A 13,952-nucleotide genomic window follows, 5' to 3' on the forward strand; every position below is an offset into this window, starting at 1 on the left:
GACCACGAGGTCAAAGATTGACACGCAGCGCCCGGGGCGAGAAAAGTAGGAACACGTGACCACCTCTGCCGACCTCGCACCCGACCGGACCAGCCCGGAGCGGTCGCGCCGCGCCCTGGTCGCCGGCTCGGTCGGCAACTTCATCGAGTGGTACGAGTTCGGGGTCTACGGCTTCCTGGCCACGGTGATCGCGGCCAACTTCTTCACCCCCGACGGCGGCGGCTCCCTCGAGGCGCTGGTCAAGACCTACGTCTCGTTCGCGCTGGCGTTCTTCTTCCGCCCCGTCGGCGCGGCCCTGTTCGGCCGGGTCGGCGACCGGATCGGCCGCCGGCCGACGCTGGTCCTGGTGCTCCTGCTGATGTCCGGGGCCACGACGCTCATCGGGCTGCTGCCCACCTACGCCACCGTCGGCGTGGCCGCGCCCGTGCTGCTCACCCTGGTCCGGATCCTCCAGGGGCTCTCGGCCGGCGGGGAGTTCGGCGGGGCCGTGTCGGTGATGACGGAGTTCGCCCCGCCCGGGCGGCGCGGCCTCTTCGGCGCCTGGCAGTCCTTCACCGTCGCGCTCGGGCTGCTCGGCGGCGCGGGCGTCTGCGCGGTGCTCGGCGGCCTGCTGAGCACCGAGCAGCTGAGCGCCTGGGGCTGGCGGGTCCCCTTCCTGCTCGCCCTCCCGCTCGGTCTGGTCGCCCTGTGGCTGCGGCTGCGGCTGGAGGAGACGCCCTCGTTCCAGCGGGTCGCCGAGGAGACCCCGGCGGTCGAGGCCGCCCCGCTCCCGGCCCGCCGCGTCGCTGCGGCCATCGCGCTGGGCATCGGCCGGCTGATGGGGTGGTCGGCGGCCGGCTACACCTTCCTCGTCGTCATCCCCGCCTACCTGCAGACCTCGCTCGGCGCCACCTTCCAGCAGGCCCTCGTGGCCACGGTGCTGGCCAACGTCGGCTTCGCCGCGACGATCCTGCCCGCCGGGCGGCTGAGCGACCGGGTCGGCCGGCGGCCGGTGATGCTGGCCGGCACCCTGGCCATCGTCGTGCTGGCCCTGCCCCTGCTCGGCGTGCTGCAGGACGAGGACGGCGGGCTGGCCGGCAAGGGTCTGGCGGTGCTGGTGGCGGGCGCCGTCGTCGGGCTGATCGCCGGCCCCGGCCCCGCGATGCTGTCGGAGATGTTCCCGACGACGGTCCGCTACACCGGCCTCGGTCTGGCGTACTCGCTGTCCAACGCGGTGTTCTCCGGCTCGGCCGGGCTCATCATCACCGCGCTCATCGCCGCCACCGGCGACGTCGACATCCCTGCCTACTACGTGATGGCGACCTGCCTGGTCAGCGCCGTCGCCCTGCTCACCCTGCGCGGCGACGCGCACCGCCGCGCGCTGGCCGACCGGTGAGGGTCATCGGCCTGATGTCGGGCACGTCCTTCGACGCCGTGGACGCCGCGGCGGCCGACCTCGAGATCCGCGACGGCACCGTCCACCTGCGCCCGCTCGGCCTGGTCAGCGCGCCCTACCCGGCCGAGGTGGTCGACACGCTCCGGTCCGCCCTGCCGCCGGCGGCCACCACGATGGCCACGGTCTGCCGGCTCGACACCGCCGTCGGCCAGGCCTTCGCCGACCTCGCCGCCCGCGCCGACGCCGAGCTGTGCGACGGCCGGGCCGAGCTGGTGGTCTCGCACGGCCAGACCGTCTTCCACTGGGCCGAGGACGGCCGGGTCCGCGGCACGCTGCAGCTGGGTCAGCCGGCCTGGGTCGCCGAGCGGACCGGGCTGCCCGTCGTCTCCGACCTGCGCAGCCGTGACGTCGCCGCCGGCGGCCAGGGCGCGCCGCTGGTCAGCGCGCTGGACGTGCTGTGGCTGCGGAGCCGGGAGCGGGCCTCGGTGGCGCTCAACCTGGGCGGGATCGCCAACGTCACGGTCGTCGCCCCCGGCGCCGAGCCGGTCGCCTTCGACACCGGCCCGGCCAGCGCCCTGCTGGACGCCGTGGTCCAGCGGGCCACCGGCGGGGCCGAGGCGTACGACCTCGACGGCGCCCGGGCGGCCGCCGGCCACGTCGACGCGGACCTGCTGGCCGCGCTGCTCGCCGAGCCCTACTACGCCCGCCCCGCCCCGAAGAGCACGGGCAAGGAGCTGTTCTCGCCCGACTACCTCGACCCGTTCCTGGCCGGGCGGCCCGCGCTGGCCCTGCCGGACCTGCTGGCCACCCTGACCGCGCTGACGGCCGAGACGGCCGCGGCCGCGGTCCGGGCCGCCGGCGCCGTCGAGGTGGTCGCCGCCGGCGGCGGCACCCGCAACCCGACGCTGCTGGCCGCCCTCCGCGACCGGCTCGACGGGGTGCCGCTGCTGCTGTCGGACGAGCTGGGGCTGCCCGCCGGCGCCAAGGAGGCCTACGCCTTCGCCCTGCTCGGCTACTTCACCCTCGCGGGCCTGCCGGCGTCGGTACCGTCGTGCACGGGGGCCCGGCACGCCAGCGTCCTCGGCTCGCTGACCCCGGGCCGGGACGGCTGGCCGCGGTGGGAGCGACCTCCCGCACGCCCGACCCAGCTGGTCGTCGACCAGGACAGGAGCAGCCGGTGACCACCACCCCGACGCGCTGGCCCGAGGCCGGCGCCGCTCCCGGTCCGGCCGGCCTCGCGGCCCTGCGCACCGAGACCGCGAACCCCCGCACCACCGACCTCGACGCCATGTCCACGCTGGAGGTGCTGCAGGCGATCAACGCGGAGGACCGGACGGTGGCCGCGGCGGTCCAGCGGGTGCTGCCCGCCGTCGCCCGCGCCGTCGACCTCGTGGTCGCCGCTCGCCAGCAGGGCGGCCGGCTCGTCTACGTCGGCGCCGGCACCAGCGGCCGGCTGGGCCTGCTGGACGCCGTCGAGTGCCCGCCCACCTTCGGCACCGCCCCGTCGGAGGTCGTCGGACTGCTGGCCGGGGGCGACGGGGCTTTTGCCGTCGCGGTCGAGGGGGCCGAGGACGACGAGGACCTCGCCGTCGCCGACCTCGAGGCGCTGGGCGTCGGGCCGGCCGACGTCGTCGTCGGGCTCGCGGCGAGCGGCCGCACCCCCTACGTGCTGGCCGCCCTGCGGCACGCGGGCCGCGTCGGCGCCGGGTCCGTGTCGGTGGCCTGCAACCCCGGCTCACCCGTGAGCGCGCTGGCCGACGTCGCCGTCGAGGTCGACACCGGCCCCGAGGCGCTCACCGGCTCGACCCGGCTCAAGGCCGGCACCGCCCAGAAGATGGTCTGCAACATGCTCTCGACCGCCGCCATGGTGCGCACCGGCAAGGTCTACAAGAACCTCATGGTCGACGTCCGCCCGACCAACGCCAAGCTCGTGGACCGGGCCCGGCGGATCGTCGCGGGCGCGGCCGGCGTCGACGAGGGACGGGCCGACGCCGCGCTGCGGGCGGCCGACGGGCACGCGAAGACGGCGGTCGTCATGCTGCTGGCCGGCTGCGACGCGCCGGCGGCCCGGGACCGGCTGGCCGCGCACGGCGGCCGGGTGCGCGAGGCCGTCGCCGGCTGAGCCCGCCCACCGGCTGGCCGCCCTCGGTGACCGGACCGCGCGGACCCGGGGACGCAGCAGGCCCCCGGCCGGAGCCGGGGGCCTGCTGGACGTTCAGCCGCGTGTCACCGCGACCGGGGAGACCTCAGGAGAGGCGGTCGCCGGTCTTGGTGGAGAACACGTGGAAGTGCTCCGCGTCAGCGGTCAGGCGCACGGTCGCGCCCCGGCTCGGCGGGCGCCGCGACGAGATGCGGGCCACGATCTGCTGGGCGGTCAGGCGGGCGTCCTCGTCCAGACCCGTGAGGGTGCCGTAGAGGAACGCGTCGGCGCCGAGCTCCTCGACGACGGCCACGTCCAGGCCGATGCCCTCGCCGGCGTCGGAGATGTTGAAGTTCTCCGGACGGATGCCGAGGGTCAGCTTGTCCTCGCCCGCCGCCTTGGAGAGCCACTCGCGGGGGACCGGCACGGTGTAGTCGCCGACCTTGATGCCGCCGTCGACGACGGTGCCCTCGATGAGGTTCATCGCGGGGGAGCCGATGAAGCCCGCCACGAAGAGGTTCTTCGGGGTGTCGTACAGCCCCAGCGGGGTGTCGACCTGCATGAGGACGCCGTCCTTCATGACCGCGACGCGGTCACCCATCGTCATGGCCTCGACCTGGTCGTGGGTCACGTAGACGGTGGTGACGCCGAGCCGGGTCTGCAGGGCCGCGATCTGGGTGCGGGTGGAGACGCGGAGCTTGGCGTCGAGGTTCGACAGCGGCTCGTCCATGAGGAAGACCTGGGGCGAGCGGACGATCGCGCGGCCCATGGCGACGCGCTGGCGCTGGCCACCGGAGAGCGCCTTCGGCTTGCGGTTGAGGAAGTCCTCGAGGCCCAGCAGCTTGGCGGCCTCCAGGACGCGCTGCTGCCGCTCGGTCTTGTTGACCCCGGCCATCTTCAGCGCGAAGCCCATGTTGTCGCCCACGGTCATGTGGGGGTACAGGGCGTAGTTCTGGAAGACCATCGCGATGTCGCGGTCCTTGGGCGGCAGGTCGGTGACGTCACGGTCGCCGATGTGGATGGCGCCCGCGTTCACCTCCTCCAGGCCGGCGAGCATGCGGAGCGAGGTCGACTTCCCGCAGCCGGAGGGGCCGACGAGGACCATGAACTCGCCGTCGCCGATGTCGAGGTTGAGCTTGTCGACGGAGGGGTGGTCAGCACCCGGGTAGACCCGGGTTGCATCGTTGAACTGGACTGTGGCCACGCCACACTTCCTTTCCACGGGCAGGTACGTGCCCGACGATCCGTAGTGGAAATAACAGACGAAGTGTGACATGCGCCTCGTGGGGCAGCAACAGATCGCGCCTGGGAAGAGGCTGTGAGTCTGCAGGCCCCTGGCCGGGACCGAGGGATCTCAGCGCCGCCGGCCGAGCTCTGCGGTGGTCAGCGGGCGGCCCGGCAGCTGCTGGTGCGGACCGGCCCGCAGCCCGTCGAGGAGCAGGGCGAGGGCCCGCTCCGTCGCCAGGTCGGCCAGCGCGTCGCCGGGCGCCGGGGCCGAGCGGTAGAGCAGCGTGAACACCCGCACGACGTCGCCGGCGCCCACGTCGGCCCGCAGCGTGCCCTCGGCCCGGGCGGCGGCGACGAGCTCCTCGACGACGACGTCCAGCTCGTGCCGCAACCGCTGCACCTCGGGGTCGGCGCGGACGGCCGTGGCGAAGGCGGCGGGCAGCGGGTCGGCGGCGGGCATCGTCAGCTTCAGCTCGCGCAGGTGGCGCATGGCGCGCACCAGCCCGTCCCAGGCCTGCGGCTCCTCCTCGACCGCGGCCCGCACCCGGTCGAGGAGGGTCTGCAGGCTGGTCTGGGCGACGGCCACCATCAGCGACTCGCGGTCGGCGAAGCGGCGGTAGAGCGTCCCGACCCCCACGCCGGCGGCGCGGGCGATCTCCTCCATCGGCACCTCCGGGCCGCCCGCGACGAAGGTGCGGGCGGCGGCGGCGATGAGCTGCTCGCGGTTGCGCTGCGCGTCGGCGCGGAGGGGGAGGGGGGCGGAGGTCGACGTCACCGTCCCAGGGTGCCCGCTCCGCGCGGCCCGTGGGCGCCCGCCGGGCTCGGAATAATGCATCACACGGCTATGTTACGGTGAACCGGAACAAGATCTTCCGCTTAGCGCGCACGTCGGCCGGTCCGGGGACGCACCGCCGAGCCCACCTCAGAGCCAGAAGGAACTGATGAGCACCACCACCACGGCGCCGGTCCAGCAGGACCAGCAAGACCAGCAGTTCACGATGTCGCACCGGGAGATCATGGAGGCCCTGTGGGGCCTGCTGCTCGGCATGTTCGTGGCGATCCTGTCGTCCACGGTCGTCTCCAACGCCCTGCCGATCATCGTCCCCGACCTCGGCGGCAGCGAGTCCGGCTACACCTGGGTGGTCGTCGCCGCCCTCCTCGCCACGACGATCTCGACCCCGATCTGGGGCAAGCTCGCCGACCTGTTCTCCAAGAAGCTGCTCGTCCAGATCGCCCTGCTGATCTTCGTCGTCGCCTCGGCCGTCGCCGGGCTCTCGCAGAGCATGGGCATGCTGATCACGATGCGCGTCCTGCAGGGCCTGGGCGGTGGCGGCCTGACCGCCCTCGCGCAGGTGATCCTCGCGACCATGATCTCCCCGCGCGAGCGCGGCAAGTACTCCGGCTACCTCGGCGCCACCTTCGCGCTGGCCACCGTGGGCGGCCCGCTGATCGGCGGCGTGCTCACCGAGCACCTGTCGTGGCACTGGTGCTTCTACGTCGGCGTCCCCTTCGCGGTCGCGGCCTTCGTCGTCCTGCAGCTCAAGCTCAAGCTGCCGGTGGTCAAGCGCCCCGTGCACATCGACTACCTCGGCTCGATCCTGCTCGCCGCGGGCGTGTCCTCCCTGCTCATCTGGGTCTCGCTGGCCGGCCAGGAGTTCGACTGGTGGTCGTGGCAGACCTGGCTGATGGTCGGCGGCGGCATCGCCCTGCTGGCCCTCACCGTGCTGGCCGAGCGCACCGCGCCCGAGCCGATCATCCCGCTGCGCTTCTTCGCCAACCGGACCGTCGCCCTGGCCGCGCTGTCCAGCCTCTTCGTCGGCGTCGGCCTCTTCGGCGGCACCGTCTTCCTCAGCCAGTACTTCCAGCTGGCGCGCGGGGAGTCCCCGACGATGGCCGGCGTCATGACCATCCCGCTGATCGCGGGCCTGTTCTTCTCCTCCACGATCTCGGGCCAGGTCATCAGCCGGACCGGGAAGTGGAAGGCGTGGGTGCTGGTCGGCGGCGTGCTGATGACGGCCGGCCTGGGCCTGCTGTCCACCATCGCCTTCGACACGAACTACTGGGTCGTGGCGCCGTACATGCTGCTCGTGGGCGCCGGCGTCGGCATGCTGCTGCAGAACCTCGTGCTGGCCGTCCAGAACGTCATCGAGCCCCGCGACCTGGGGGCCGCCAGCTCGTTCGTCGCCTTCTCCCGCTCGCTCGGCGGGGCCATCGGGGTCTCCGCCCTGGGCGCCCTGCTGGCCAACCGCGTGCGGCACCACCTCGAGGACGGCCTCGCCGCCGCCGGCATCGACGCCTCCGGGGCGGCGGCCGCGGGCGGCAGCGGGATCCCCAACCTGTCGACCATCCCCGAGCCGGTCCGCACCATCGTGCAGAGCGCCTACGGGTCCTCCATCGCCGACGTCTTCCTGGTGGCCGCGCCGTTCGCGCTCCTCGCCTTCCTGGTGACGATCTTCCTCAAGGAGCGCGTGCTCCGCGGCCGCGGCGAGGCCCTGGTGCCCGAGGGCGCCGAGGACACGACGACCGAGCAGCGCTGGAACGCCCCGGCCGACCACGAGGCCGACGCCGACGCCGCCTCCCGCAACGGCCACGGCCAGCCCGTCGCCGCCCGCCGGGCCGCGGGCGCGGTGCTGGAGCAGCGCGCGCCCGAGCCCGAGCCCGAGCTGGAGCCGGTCGCGGCGCAGGCGGCGCCCGCGCCGCTGGCCGTCTCCGGCACCGTGCGGCAGAACGCGACCCGGCCGCTGGCCGGGGCGCAGGTCACCCTGGCCGACCAGTCGGGCCGTCAGGTCGGGCGCACGGTCAGCGACGAGGACGGCCGCTACGTGCTGCCGCTGGGCTCGGGGGGCACCTTCCTGCTCATCGTGGCCGCGGCGCACCGGGCCCCGACGGCGAGCCTGGTGGCCGTCGGCGACGCCCCGGTGGTCCGCGACGTCACGCTGGCCGGCCGCTCGGCCATCACCGGCCGGGTGCTCCGTCACGACGCGGAGCGCGACGCCCCCGTCGGCGTCCCCGACGCCCTGGTCACCCTGACCGACGTGACCGGGGAGGTCGTCGCCTCCACCCGCAGCGAGGCCGACGGCGGCTACGCCTTCGAGCGCCTCGTCGCCGGCAGCTACGTGCTGACCGCGCAGAGCGCCGAGCACCGCCCGCTGGCCCGCGGCGTCGAGGTCCCCGAGTCGGGCGCCCTCGCCTGCGACCTCGCCGTCACCGGCGGCGGCCGGCTGACCGGCACCGTCGTCGCCGCCTCCGACGGCCACGCCGTCCGCGAGGCGACCGTCACCCTGGTCGACGCCGAGGGCCAGGTGGTCGACACCGCGCTGACCGGCGAGGACGGCGACTACCTCTTCGACGACCTGGCCGCCGGCCGCTACACCCTGACCGCCGCGGGCTACGCCCCGGTCGCGATGGAGGTCGTCGTCGACGAGGACGCCGTCTCGGCCCTGCAGGTCCCGCTGGGCTCCGGCACCGGCGCCCTGTCCGGGCACGGCGTGCCCGCGGAGCAGCGGTGAGCAGCGGCTCCTGGAGCCCGGGCACCCGCCCGGCCGGCACCGGGGTGGCCCTCACCGCGGCGCACGGACGGGTGGTCACCCCGGAGGGCTGGCCGGTGGCCGGCGCGACGGTGACGCTGCTGGGCGGTGACGGCGGCCAGCTCGGCCGGGCCACCGCCGGCGACGACGGCCGCTTCACCCTCGACGGGCTGCCCGCCGGTCCGGGGACGATGCTGGTCGCGGCCCCGGCCCACGAGCCGAAGGCCCTCACCGTCGTCGTGCCGGCCGGGCCGTCGTGGTCGGTGGGGGAGCTGCGGCTCTCCCGCCGCGGCGGCACCGACCTGCCCACCCCCGGGCTCTACGTCATCGACACCGCCCACTCGACGGTGGCCGCGAAGGCCCACCACCTCGGGCTGGCCACGGTCACCGGCCGCTTCACCGAGTTCGCCGGCGCCATCACCGTCGACCCCGACGTCGCCCGCTCCCGGGTGGACGCCGAGATCGTCGCCGCCTCGATCGAGACCGGCAACGCCCAGCGCGACGCGCACCTGCGCTCGGCCGACTTCCTCGACGTCGAACGCTTCCCGACGCTGCGCTTCGAGGCCGACCGGGTCGAGCGCGGCGGGGCGGGCTGGGTGCTGCCCGGCCGGCTGACCCTGGTCGGCACCACCCGTCCGGTGCAGCTGGACCTCGCCTACCTCGGCAGCGGCCCCGACCCGTGGGGCGGGACCCGCGCCGCTTTCAGCGCCACCACCGAGCTGCGGCGCCAGGACTTCCAGCTGAACTGGAACCAGGCCGTCGGCGTGGGCATCGCGGTCTTCGGGACCACGCTGCGCGTCACGATCGACGTCGAGGCCGTGCTGCAGCCGTGACCGGCGCCGCGTGAGCGGGCCGGTGTGAACGGCCTGGGCGACCTGCTGCTGCTCGGGCTCACGGTGCTGGTCGCCTCGTCCGTCCCGTTCGTCCCCACCGGGGAGCTGGTGGGCGCGGCCGCGGCCCTGGCGGCGCCGTCGGCGCTCGGGACGGCGGCGGTGTTCCTCGTCTGCTGGGTCTGCTCCGCGGCCGGGGACACCGTGCTGCTGACCGGGGCCCGGCTGCTCCGGGTGCCGCTGCAGGGCTGGCTCGACCGGCGCGCCACCGGCCCCCGGGTCGCGCAGGCCCGCCGCTGGCTGGACCGCAGTGCCTTCAGCGCCGTCGTCACGGCTCGGCTGGTGCCCGGCACCCGCGCCCCGGTGATCATCGCGCTGGGCCTCTCCGGGGCCAGCCGGCGGCGGTTCGTCGCCGCCGACCTCGTGGGCTGCGGCCTGTGGGCCGCGCTCTACACCGCCGCCGGCGCGCTGGGCGGCCGGCTCAGCGGGCACCCGGTGCTGGCCGTCACCGCCGCCGTCGTGCTGGCCGTGGTGGCCAGCACCGTCGTCGGCCGGCTGGTCCGGCGCCGCCAGCAGCGCGCGGACGAGGCGGCTCAGACCAGCTGCAGCAGCTGAGAGCCGTCGTCGACGGGCAGCTCGTCGACGGTGGCCGTCACCTCCAGGCCGGTCAGCTGCACCGTTCCGCCCAGGTTGGTGAGGAAGGCGGTGTCGGCGGCGTCGCGGCCGGTCGAGACGCGCAGCAGGCTCTGCCGCGGCGCCAGGTGGGTGGCGTCGACGACGTACCAGGCGCCGTCCACGTAGGCCTCGCAGACCGCGTGGTACTCCATCGGGCTGAGCCCGGGCGCGAACACCGCAGCCAGCCGGGCGGGCACGTCGAGCGCGCGCAGCAGGGCGACGGAGAGGTGCGCGAAGTCGCGGCAGACGCCCTGGCGGCCCAGCAGGGTCCGGACCGCGCCGTCGGTCGGCAGGCTGGAGCCCGCCGCGTAGGTCAGGTGGCCCGCGACCCAGTCGGCGACGCCGCGCAGCAGCTCGCCCTCGGCCAGCCCGCCCAGCTCGCCGGCGGCCGTCGGGCCCAGGGTGTCGGACTCGCAGTAGCGGCTGGGCCGGACGTAGGTGACGAGGTCCAGCTCGTCGACCGCCGGCGGGGCGGCCTGGCCCTGCGCCACCGCGCGGTAGTCCAGGGTGACCCGCTGCGCCGACGTGCGGAGGACGTGCAGCCGGCTGCCCTGGCCGTCGACCAGCTCGACGGGCTCGACCCGCGCGCCGTCGGCGAGGACCACCAGCTCCTCCTCGGCCAGCGGGACGCCGGCGGCGACGGCGACGCTGAAGACCAGCTTGCTGGAGCCCGTCAGGGCGAGGTCGAGGTGCGAGGTGACCGTGCGCTGCATGGCCGCCATGCTGCCGCAGCGGTGCTACGGCGAGGTGACGGCCCGGGCCAGGACCCAGGTGTGCTCAGCACTCGACGATGTTGACTGCGAGACCGCCGCGGGAGGTCTCCTTGTACTTCACCTTCATGTCCGCGCCGGTCTGCATCATCGTCTTGATGACCTGGTCGAGGCTGACGGTGTGCCGGCCGTCCCCGCGCATGGCCAGCCGGGCCGCGGTGATCGCCTTGACCGAGCCGACGGCGTTGCGCTCGATGCAGGGGATCTGGACCAGCCCGCCGACGGGGTCGCAGGTCAGCCCGAGGTGGTGCTCCATGCCGATCTCGGCGGCGTTCTCCACCTGGTCGACGGTGCCGCCCAGCACCTCGGTGAGCGCGGCGGCCGCCATCGAGCAGGCGGTGCCGACCTCGCCCTGGCAGCCCACCTCGGCGCCCGAGATGGACGCCGTCTGCTGGTAGACGGCGCCGATCGCGCCCGCCACCAGGAGGAAGCGGACGACGGTGTCGTCGTCGGCGCCGGGCACGAAGCGCATGGCGTAGTGCAGGACGGCGGGGATGATGCCGGCCGCGCCGTTGGTCGGGGCGGTGACGACGCGGCCGCCGGAGGCGTTCTCCTCGTTGACCGCGAGCGCCCAGAGGCTGACCCAGTCGAGGGCGCCGAGCGGGTCGGTGGGGTCGGCGGTGGCCTGCAGCCAGCGGTGCAGGTCGGCGGCCCGGCGGCGGACCTTGAGCCCGCCGGGCAGGACGCCCGGGGTGCTGCTGCCGGCCCGGACGCAGTCGACCATCACGGCCCAGATCTCCAGCAGCCCGGCCCGGACGTCGGCCTCGGGCCGTCGGGCGCACTCGTCGGCCAGCATGAGGTCGCTGATCCGCAGGTCGTGCGCACGGCACAGCCCGACCAGCTCGGCGCCGGTGCGGAAGGGGAACGGGACCGGCGTCGGGTCGGGCCGCAGGGCCGGGGCGCCGGTGCCGTCGTCGTCGAGGACGAAGCCGCCGCCGATGGAGTAGTAGGTGCGGGTCGTCAGGACCTCCTCGCCCGACCAGGCGGTGAACGTCATCCCGTTGGGGTGGAAGGGGAGGGTGCGACGGCGGTGCAGGACCAGGTCGTCGTCGGGGTCGAAGCCCGCCTCGTGGGTGCCGGCCAGCCGGATACGGCGGCTCGCGCGCACCTCGGCGGCCCGGGCCGGGGCGGTCGCGGTGTCGACGGTCTCGGGATCCTCGCCCTCCAGGCCCCAGACGACGGCGTCGTAGCTGCCGTGCCCGTGGCCGGTGGCGCCGAGGGACCCGAAGAGCTCGGAGCGGACCCGCGTGGTCCGGCCGAGCAGGCCGGTGTCGGCGAGGGTGGTGACGAAGCGGCCCGCCGCGCGCATCGGCCCGACGGTGTGCGAGCTCGACGGGCCGATCCCGATGCTGAAGAGGTCGAACACGCTCACCGTCACCGGCCCAGTGTCCTCCTGCCGCGCTCGCCCTGGAAATGCAGCGCCAGTGACACCGAGGAGGCCGTTTCGAGCCCGTCCCGGCTCACTGGCGCTGCATTTCCAGGGCCAGCGTCCGGGTCAGCGCCGCCGGGAACGCAGGAGCAGCAAGCCAGCGCCGGCCGCGAGGACGACGACGGCGATGCCCGCGACCCAGACCCACCGGGAGCCGCCGCCGCCGTCGTCGGCCGCCGGCGCCTCCGCCGACGGCTGGGCCGAGGGCGTCGGGCTGGGCACGGGCGGTGCCGCCTCGGCCGGGGCGTAGGTCGGGGCGCCGGCCTTCTTCCCCTCCACCTGCAGGTTCAGCGTGTAGGGGACGACATAGCTCTGGTCGTCGGGGTCGGCGCCCAGGGAGACGACGACGGCGTAGCGGCCCGGGACGAAGCTGCTCGCCCGCTCCGGCGCCTGCGCCCGGTTGAGGAAGCGGACCGGCGTCGTCGAGGCGCCCAGCACCAGCCGGCCGTCGGGATTGAGGAAGTCCTCGCCGCCGCCCGCGCTGGTGGTCGCCCGGCCGCGGACGGGGGACAGGACGGTGATGTTGGCCTTCACCTCCTGCGCGCCGATCTTCTTCGCCAGCGTCGAGGACGGCTGGGTGAAGGTCAGCGTGGCGTCGAGGTGCTGGCCCCAGGTCTGGCGCACGAGCAGCACCTGGGTCTCCCCGGGCACCAGCGTGGAGGAGTAGTTGCCCTCCTCGACCGTCGGCGCGTCGGCGAACGAGCTGCCCGCGACGGTGCTGCGCGGGTTCTCCCCGAACACCGGCTCGAAGGGCTCCGAGCCGGTCGCGCGCGGGAGGCCGTCGGTATCGGTGACCTCGCGCTCCTCGGTGACGGTGATCTCCACCGGGACGGTGCCGGCGCCGCGGTAGCGGGCCTCGCCGTCGACGACGTCGGCCCGGCGGACGGCGAGCCGCAGCGTCGTCGCCTCCGCGCAGGCTGCGACCGGGGGCTTGCCCGTCTGCTGCCCGGCGCTGACGGCGGCGGCCAGGATCGAGGAGCCGGCGTCGTCCTGGCGGAAGTCGGCCGCGGTCCCGCACACGGTGCCGTCCGGGGTGCTGAGGGAGACGGCCAGCGCGTCGGGCCGGCCCAGCCGGTTCAGCGACGCGGCCACGTGCAGCGTCGAGCGGAGGGTCTCGCGGTAGACGTCGTAGTAGCGGACGTCGTCGGTCCCGGTCGCCGGCAGCTCGTCGGACCACGCGCCGGCGGTCAGCGCCGCGGCCTGCTCCGGCGTCGTCCCGCCGGTCACCGGCTCCCCGCTCACCTCGAACGGCCGGGCCGCCCGGTTGCGCAGCGTCTGCAGGCTGCTGGCCAGCGTCTCGGAGTTGCGGGCGTCGTAGTAGGTGCCGCGGCCGCGGGACGCGACGCAGGTGAGCTGGTCGCGGGCGTCGCCGCTGACGTCGAGGCCGACGACGTCGACCTGCAGGTTCTTGTCCGCCTTCGTGATCTCCCCGGCCACCTCGCAGGGGTCGGGGTCGCAGGTCGACTCGCCGTCCGAGAGCAGCACGATCGTCCGCTTGCCGTTGCCGTCGCCGAGGTCGTCGGCAGCCTGCTCCAGCGCGTAGCTGATGGGCGTCTCGCCGTAGGGGGCGTAGTCGTCGATGGCCGCGCGCAGCGCCTTCGTCTGCCCCGTCCTGACCGGGACCACCAGCTGGGAGTCGGTGCAGGCGCCCTCGTCGCCCCGGTTGAACACCTTGGCGCCGAACACCCGCAGCCCGACGGCGGTGTCGGCCGGGATCTGCCCGACGACGGCGTCCATGGCTGTCTTCGCCGCGGCGATCTTCACCTCGCCGTCGGCCGTCTTCTCCTGCATCGAGCCGGAGGAGTCGAGGACGAACAGCAGCTGCGCCTTCGTGTCCGCGGCGACGGCGGCCGGCACCGGCAGCACCAGCAGGGCGAGCACCAGCGCGGTCAGGGCGGCGGCCGCCGCGCGGACGGGCCGGCGCACGCTCCCCGGGGTCGTGCGGGCCATCAGTCCTCCTGGCAGGCGGTCGGCCGGTC

11 protein-coding genes are annotated in these 13,952 nt (G+C 74.9%); 6 read left to right on the top strand and 5 right to left on the bottom strand.

Features of this window, described 5'->3' with window-relative positions; genetic code table 11:
• The first annotated feature begins 55 nt into the window (after positions 1–55).
• The 3 genes from JOF54_RS14155 to murQ all read left to right on the top strand — a co-directional run bounded on the left by JOF54_RS14155 (position 56) and on the right by murQ (position 3,497).
• On the top strand, positions 56–1,375 hold the full coding sequence (locus tag JOF54_RS14155) for an MFS transporter (protein ID WP_210056944.1): 1,320 nt from the start codon (positions 56–58) through the stop codon (positions 1,373–1,375).
• Positions 1,372–2,556, top strand: a complete 1,185-nt coding sequence (locus tag JOF54_RS14160) for an anhydro-N-acetylmuramic acid kinase (protein ID WP_210056946.1) — start codon at positions 1,372–1,374, stop codon at positions 2,554–2,556. Before JOF54_RS14155 ends, JOF54_RS14160 begins: the two co-directional genes overlap by 4 nt.
• 62 nt (positions 2,557–2,618) lie before the next feature.
• Complete coding sequence (gene murQ / locus JOF54_RS14165; RefSeq protein ID WP_210059579.1) at positions 2,619–3,497, top strand: N-acetylmuramic acid 6-phosphate etherase; 879 nt, start codon at positions 2,619–2,621, stop codon at positions 3,495–3,497.
• Positions 3,498–3,621: 124 nt separating this feature from the next.
• On the opposite strand, the gene JOF54_RS14170 is transcribed toward murQ, so the two are convergent.
• Together JOF54_RS14170 and JOF54_RS14175 are read right to left on the bottom strand one after the other, a co-directional pair.
• A complete protein-coding gene (locus JOF54_RS14170; RefSeq protein WP_210056948.1) occupies positions 3,622–4,719 on the bottom strand; it encodes an ABC transporter ATP-binding protein in 1,098 nt (365 codons plus the stop codon).
• Positions 4,720–4,869: 150 nt separating this feature from the next.
• Entirely contained in the window at positions 4,870–5,517 is a 648-nt protein-coding gene (locus JOF54_RS14175; protein WP_210056951.1) for a TetR/AcrR family transcriptional regulator, read from the bottom strand.
• A 166-nt stretch (positions 5,518–5,683) separates the two neighbouring features.
• Between JOF54_RS14175 and JOF54_RS14180 the strand changes: the two genes are divergently transcribed.
• The 3 genes from JOF54_RS14180 to JOF54_RS14190 are packed head-to-tail and all read left to right on the top strand — an operon-like array spanning position 5,684 to position 9,714.
• Positions 5,684–8,251 carry an MFS transporter gene (locus tag JOF54_RS14180; RefSeq protein ID WP_210056953.1) on the top strand — a complete coding sequence of 856 codons (2,568 nt, stop codon included), beginning with the start codon at positions 5,684–5,686 and terminating at the stop codon, positions 8,249–8,251.
• Positions 8,248–9,102, top strand: a complete 855-nt coding sequence (locus JOF54_RS21975; RefSeq protein WP_307804187.1) for a YceI family protein — start codon at positions 8,248–8,250, stop codon at positions 9,100–9,102. Before JOF54_RS14180 ends, JOF54_RS21975 begins: the two co-directional genes overlap by 4 nt.
• Positions 9,103–9,126: 24 nt before the next feature.
• Positions 9,127–9,714 carry a DedA family protein gene (locus JOF54_RS14190; protein WP_210056955.1) on the top strand — a complete coding sequence of 196 codons (588 nt, stop codon included), beginning with the start codon at positions 9,127–9,129 and terminating at the stop codon, positions 9,712–9,714.
• Here the strand turns inward: JOF54_RS14190 and JOF54_RS14195 are convergent.
• The 3 genes from JOF54_RS14195 to JOF54_RS14205 all read right to left on the bottom strand — a co-directional run bounded on the left by JOF54_RS14195 (position 9,693) and on the right by JOF54_RS14205 (position 13,923).
• Positions 9,693–10,487 (bottom strand): transglutaminase-like domain-containing protein, encoded by a 795-nt coding sequence (locus JOF54_RS14195; RefSeq protein ID WP_210056958.1) that lies wholly within the window; start codon positions 10,485–10,487, stop codon positions 9,693–9,695. The two genes, JOF54_RS14190 and JOF54_RS14195, sit on opposite strands and share 22 nt — an antisense overlap.
• Before the next feature lie 64 nt (positions 10,488–10,551).
• The gene (locus JOF54_RS14200; RefSeq protein WP_210056960.1) at positions 10,552–11,922 is read right to left on the bottom strand and encodes an L-serine ammonia-lyase; all 1,371 of its coding nucleotides are present in this window, start codon (positions 11,920–11,922) and stop codon (positions 10,552–10,554) included.
• Between the two features lie 117 nt (positions 11,923–12,039).
• Positions 12,040–13,923 carry a vWA domain-containing protein gene (locus tag JOF54_RS14205; protein ID WP_210056962.1) on the bottom strand — a complete coding sequence of 628 codons (1,884 nt, stop codon included), beginning with the start codon at positions 13,921–13,923 and terminating at the stop codon, positions 12,040–12,042.
• Positions 13,924–13,952: the final 29 nt, after the last annotated feature.

The organism is Microlunatus capsulatus (genome assembly GCF_017876495.1).
Taxonomy (GTDB): domain Bacteria; phylum Actinomycetota; class Actinomycetes; order Propionibacteriales; family Propionibacteriaceae; genus Microlunatus; species Microlunatus capsulatus.

What these genes read in the sequence shown, in the direction of transcription:
- JOF54_RS14180 (WP_210056953.1), top strand. Translation starts at nt 5,684, where the DNA reads ATGAGCACCACCACCACGGCGCCGGTCCAGCAGGACCAGCAAGACCAG.
- JOF54_RS14195 (WP_210056958.1), bottom strand. Translation starts at nt 10,487, where the DNA reads ATGCAGCGCACGGTCACCTCGCACCTCGACCTCGCCCTGACGGGCTCC.
- JOF54_RS14205 (WP_210056962.1), bottom strand. Translation starts at nt 13,923, where the DNA reads ATGGCCCGCACGACCCCGGGGAGCGTGCGCCGGCCCGTCCGCGCGGCG.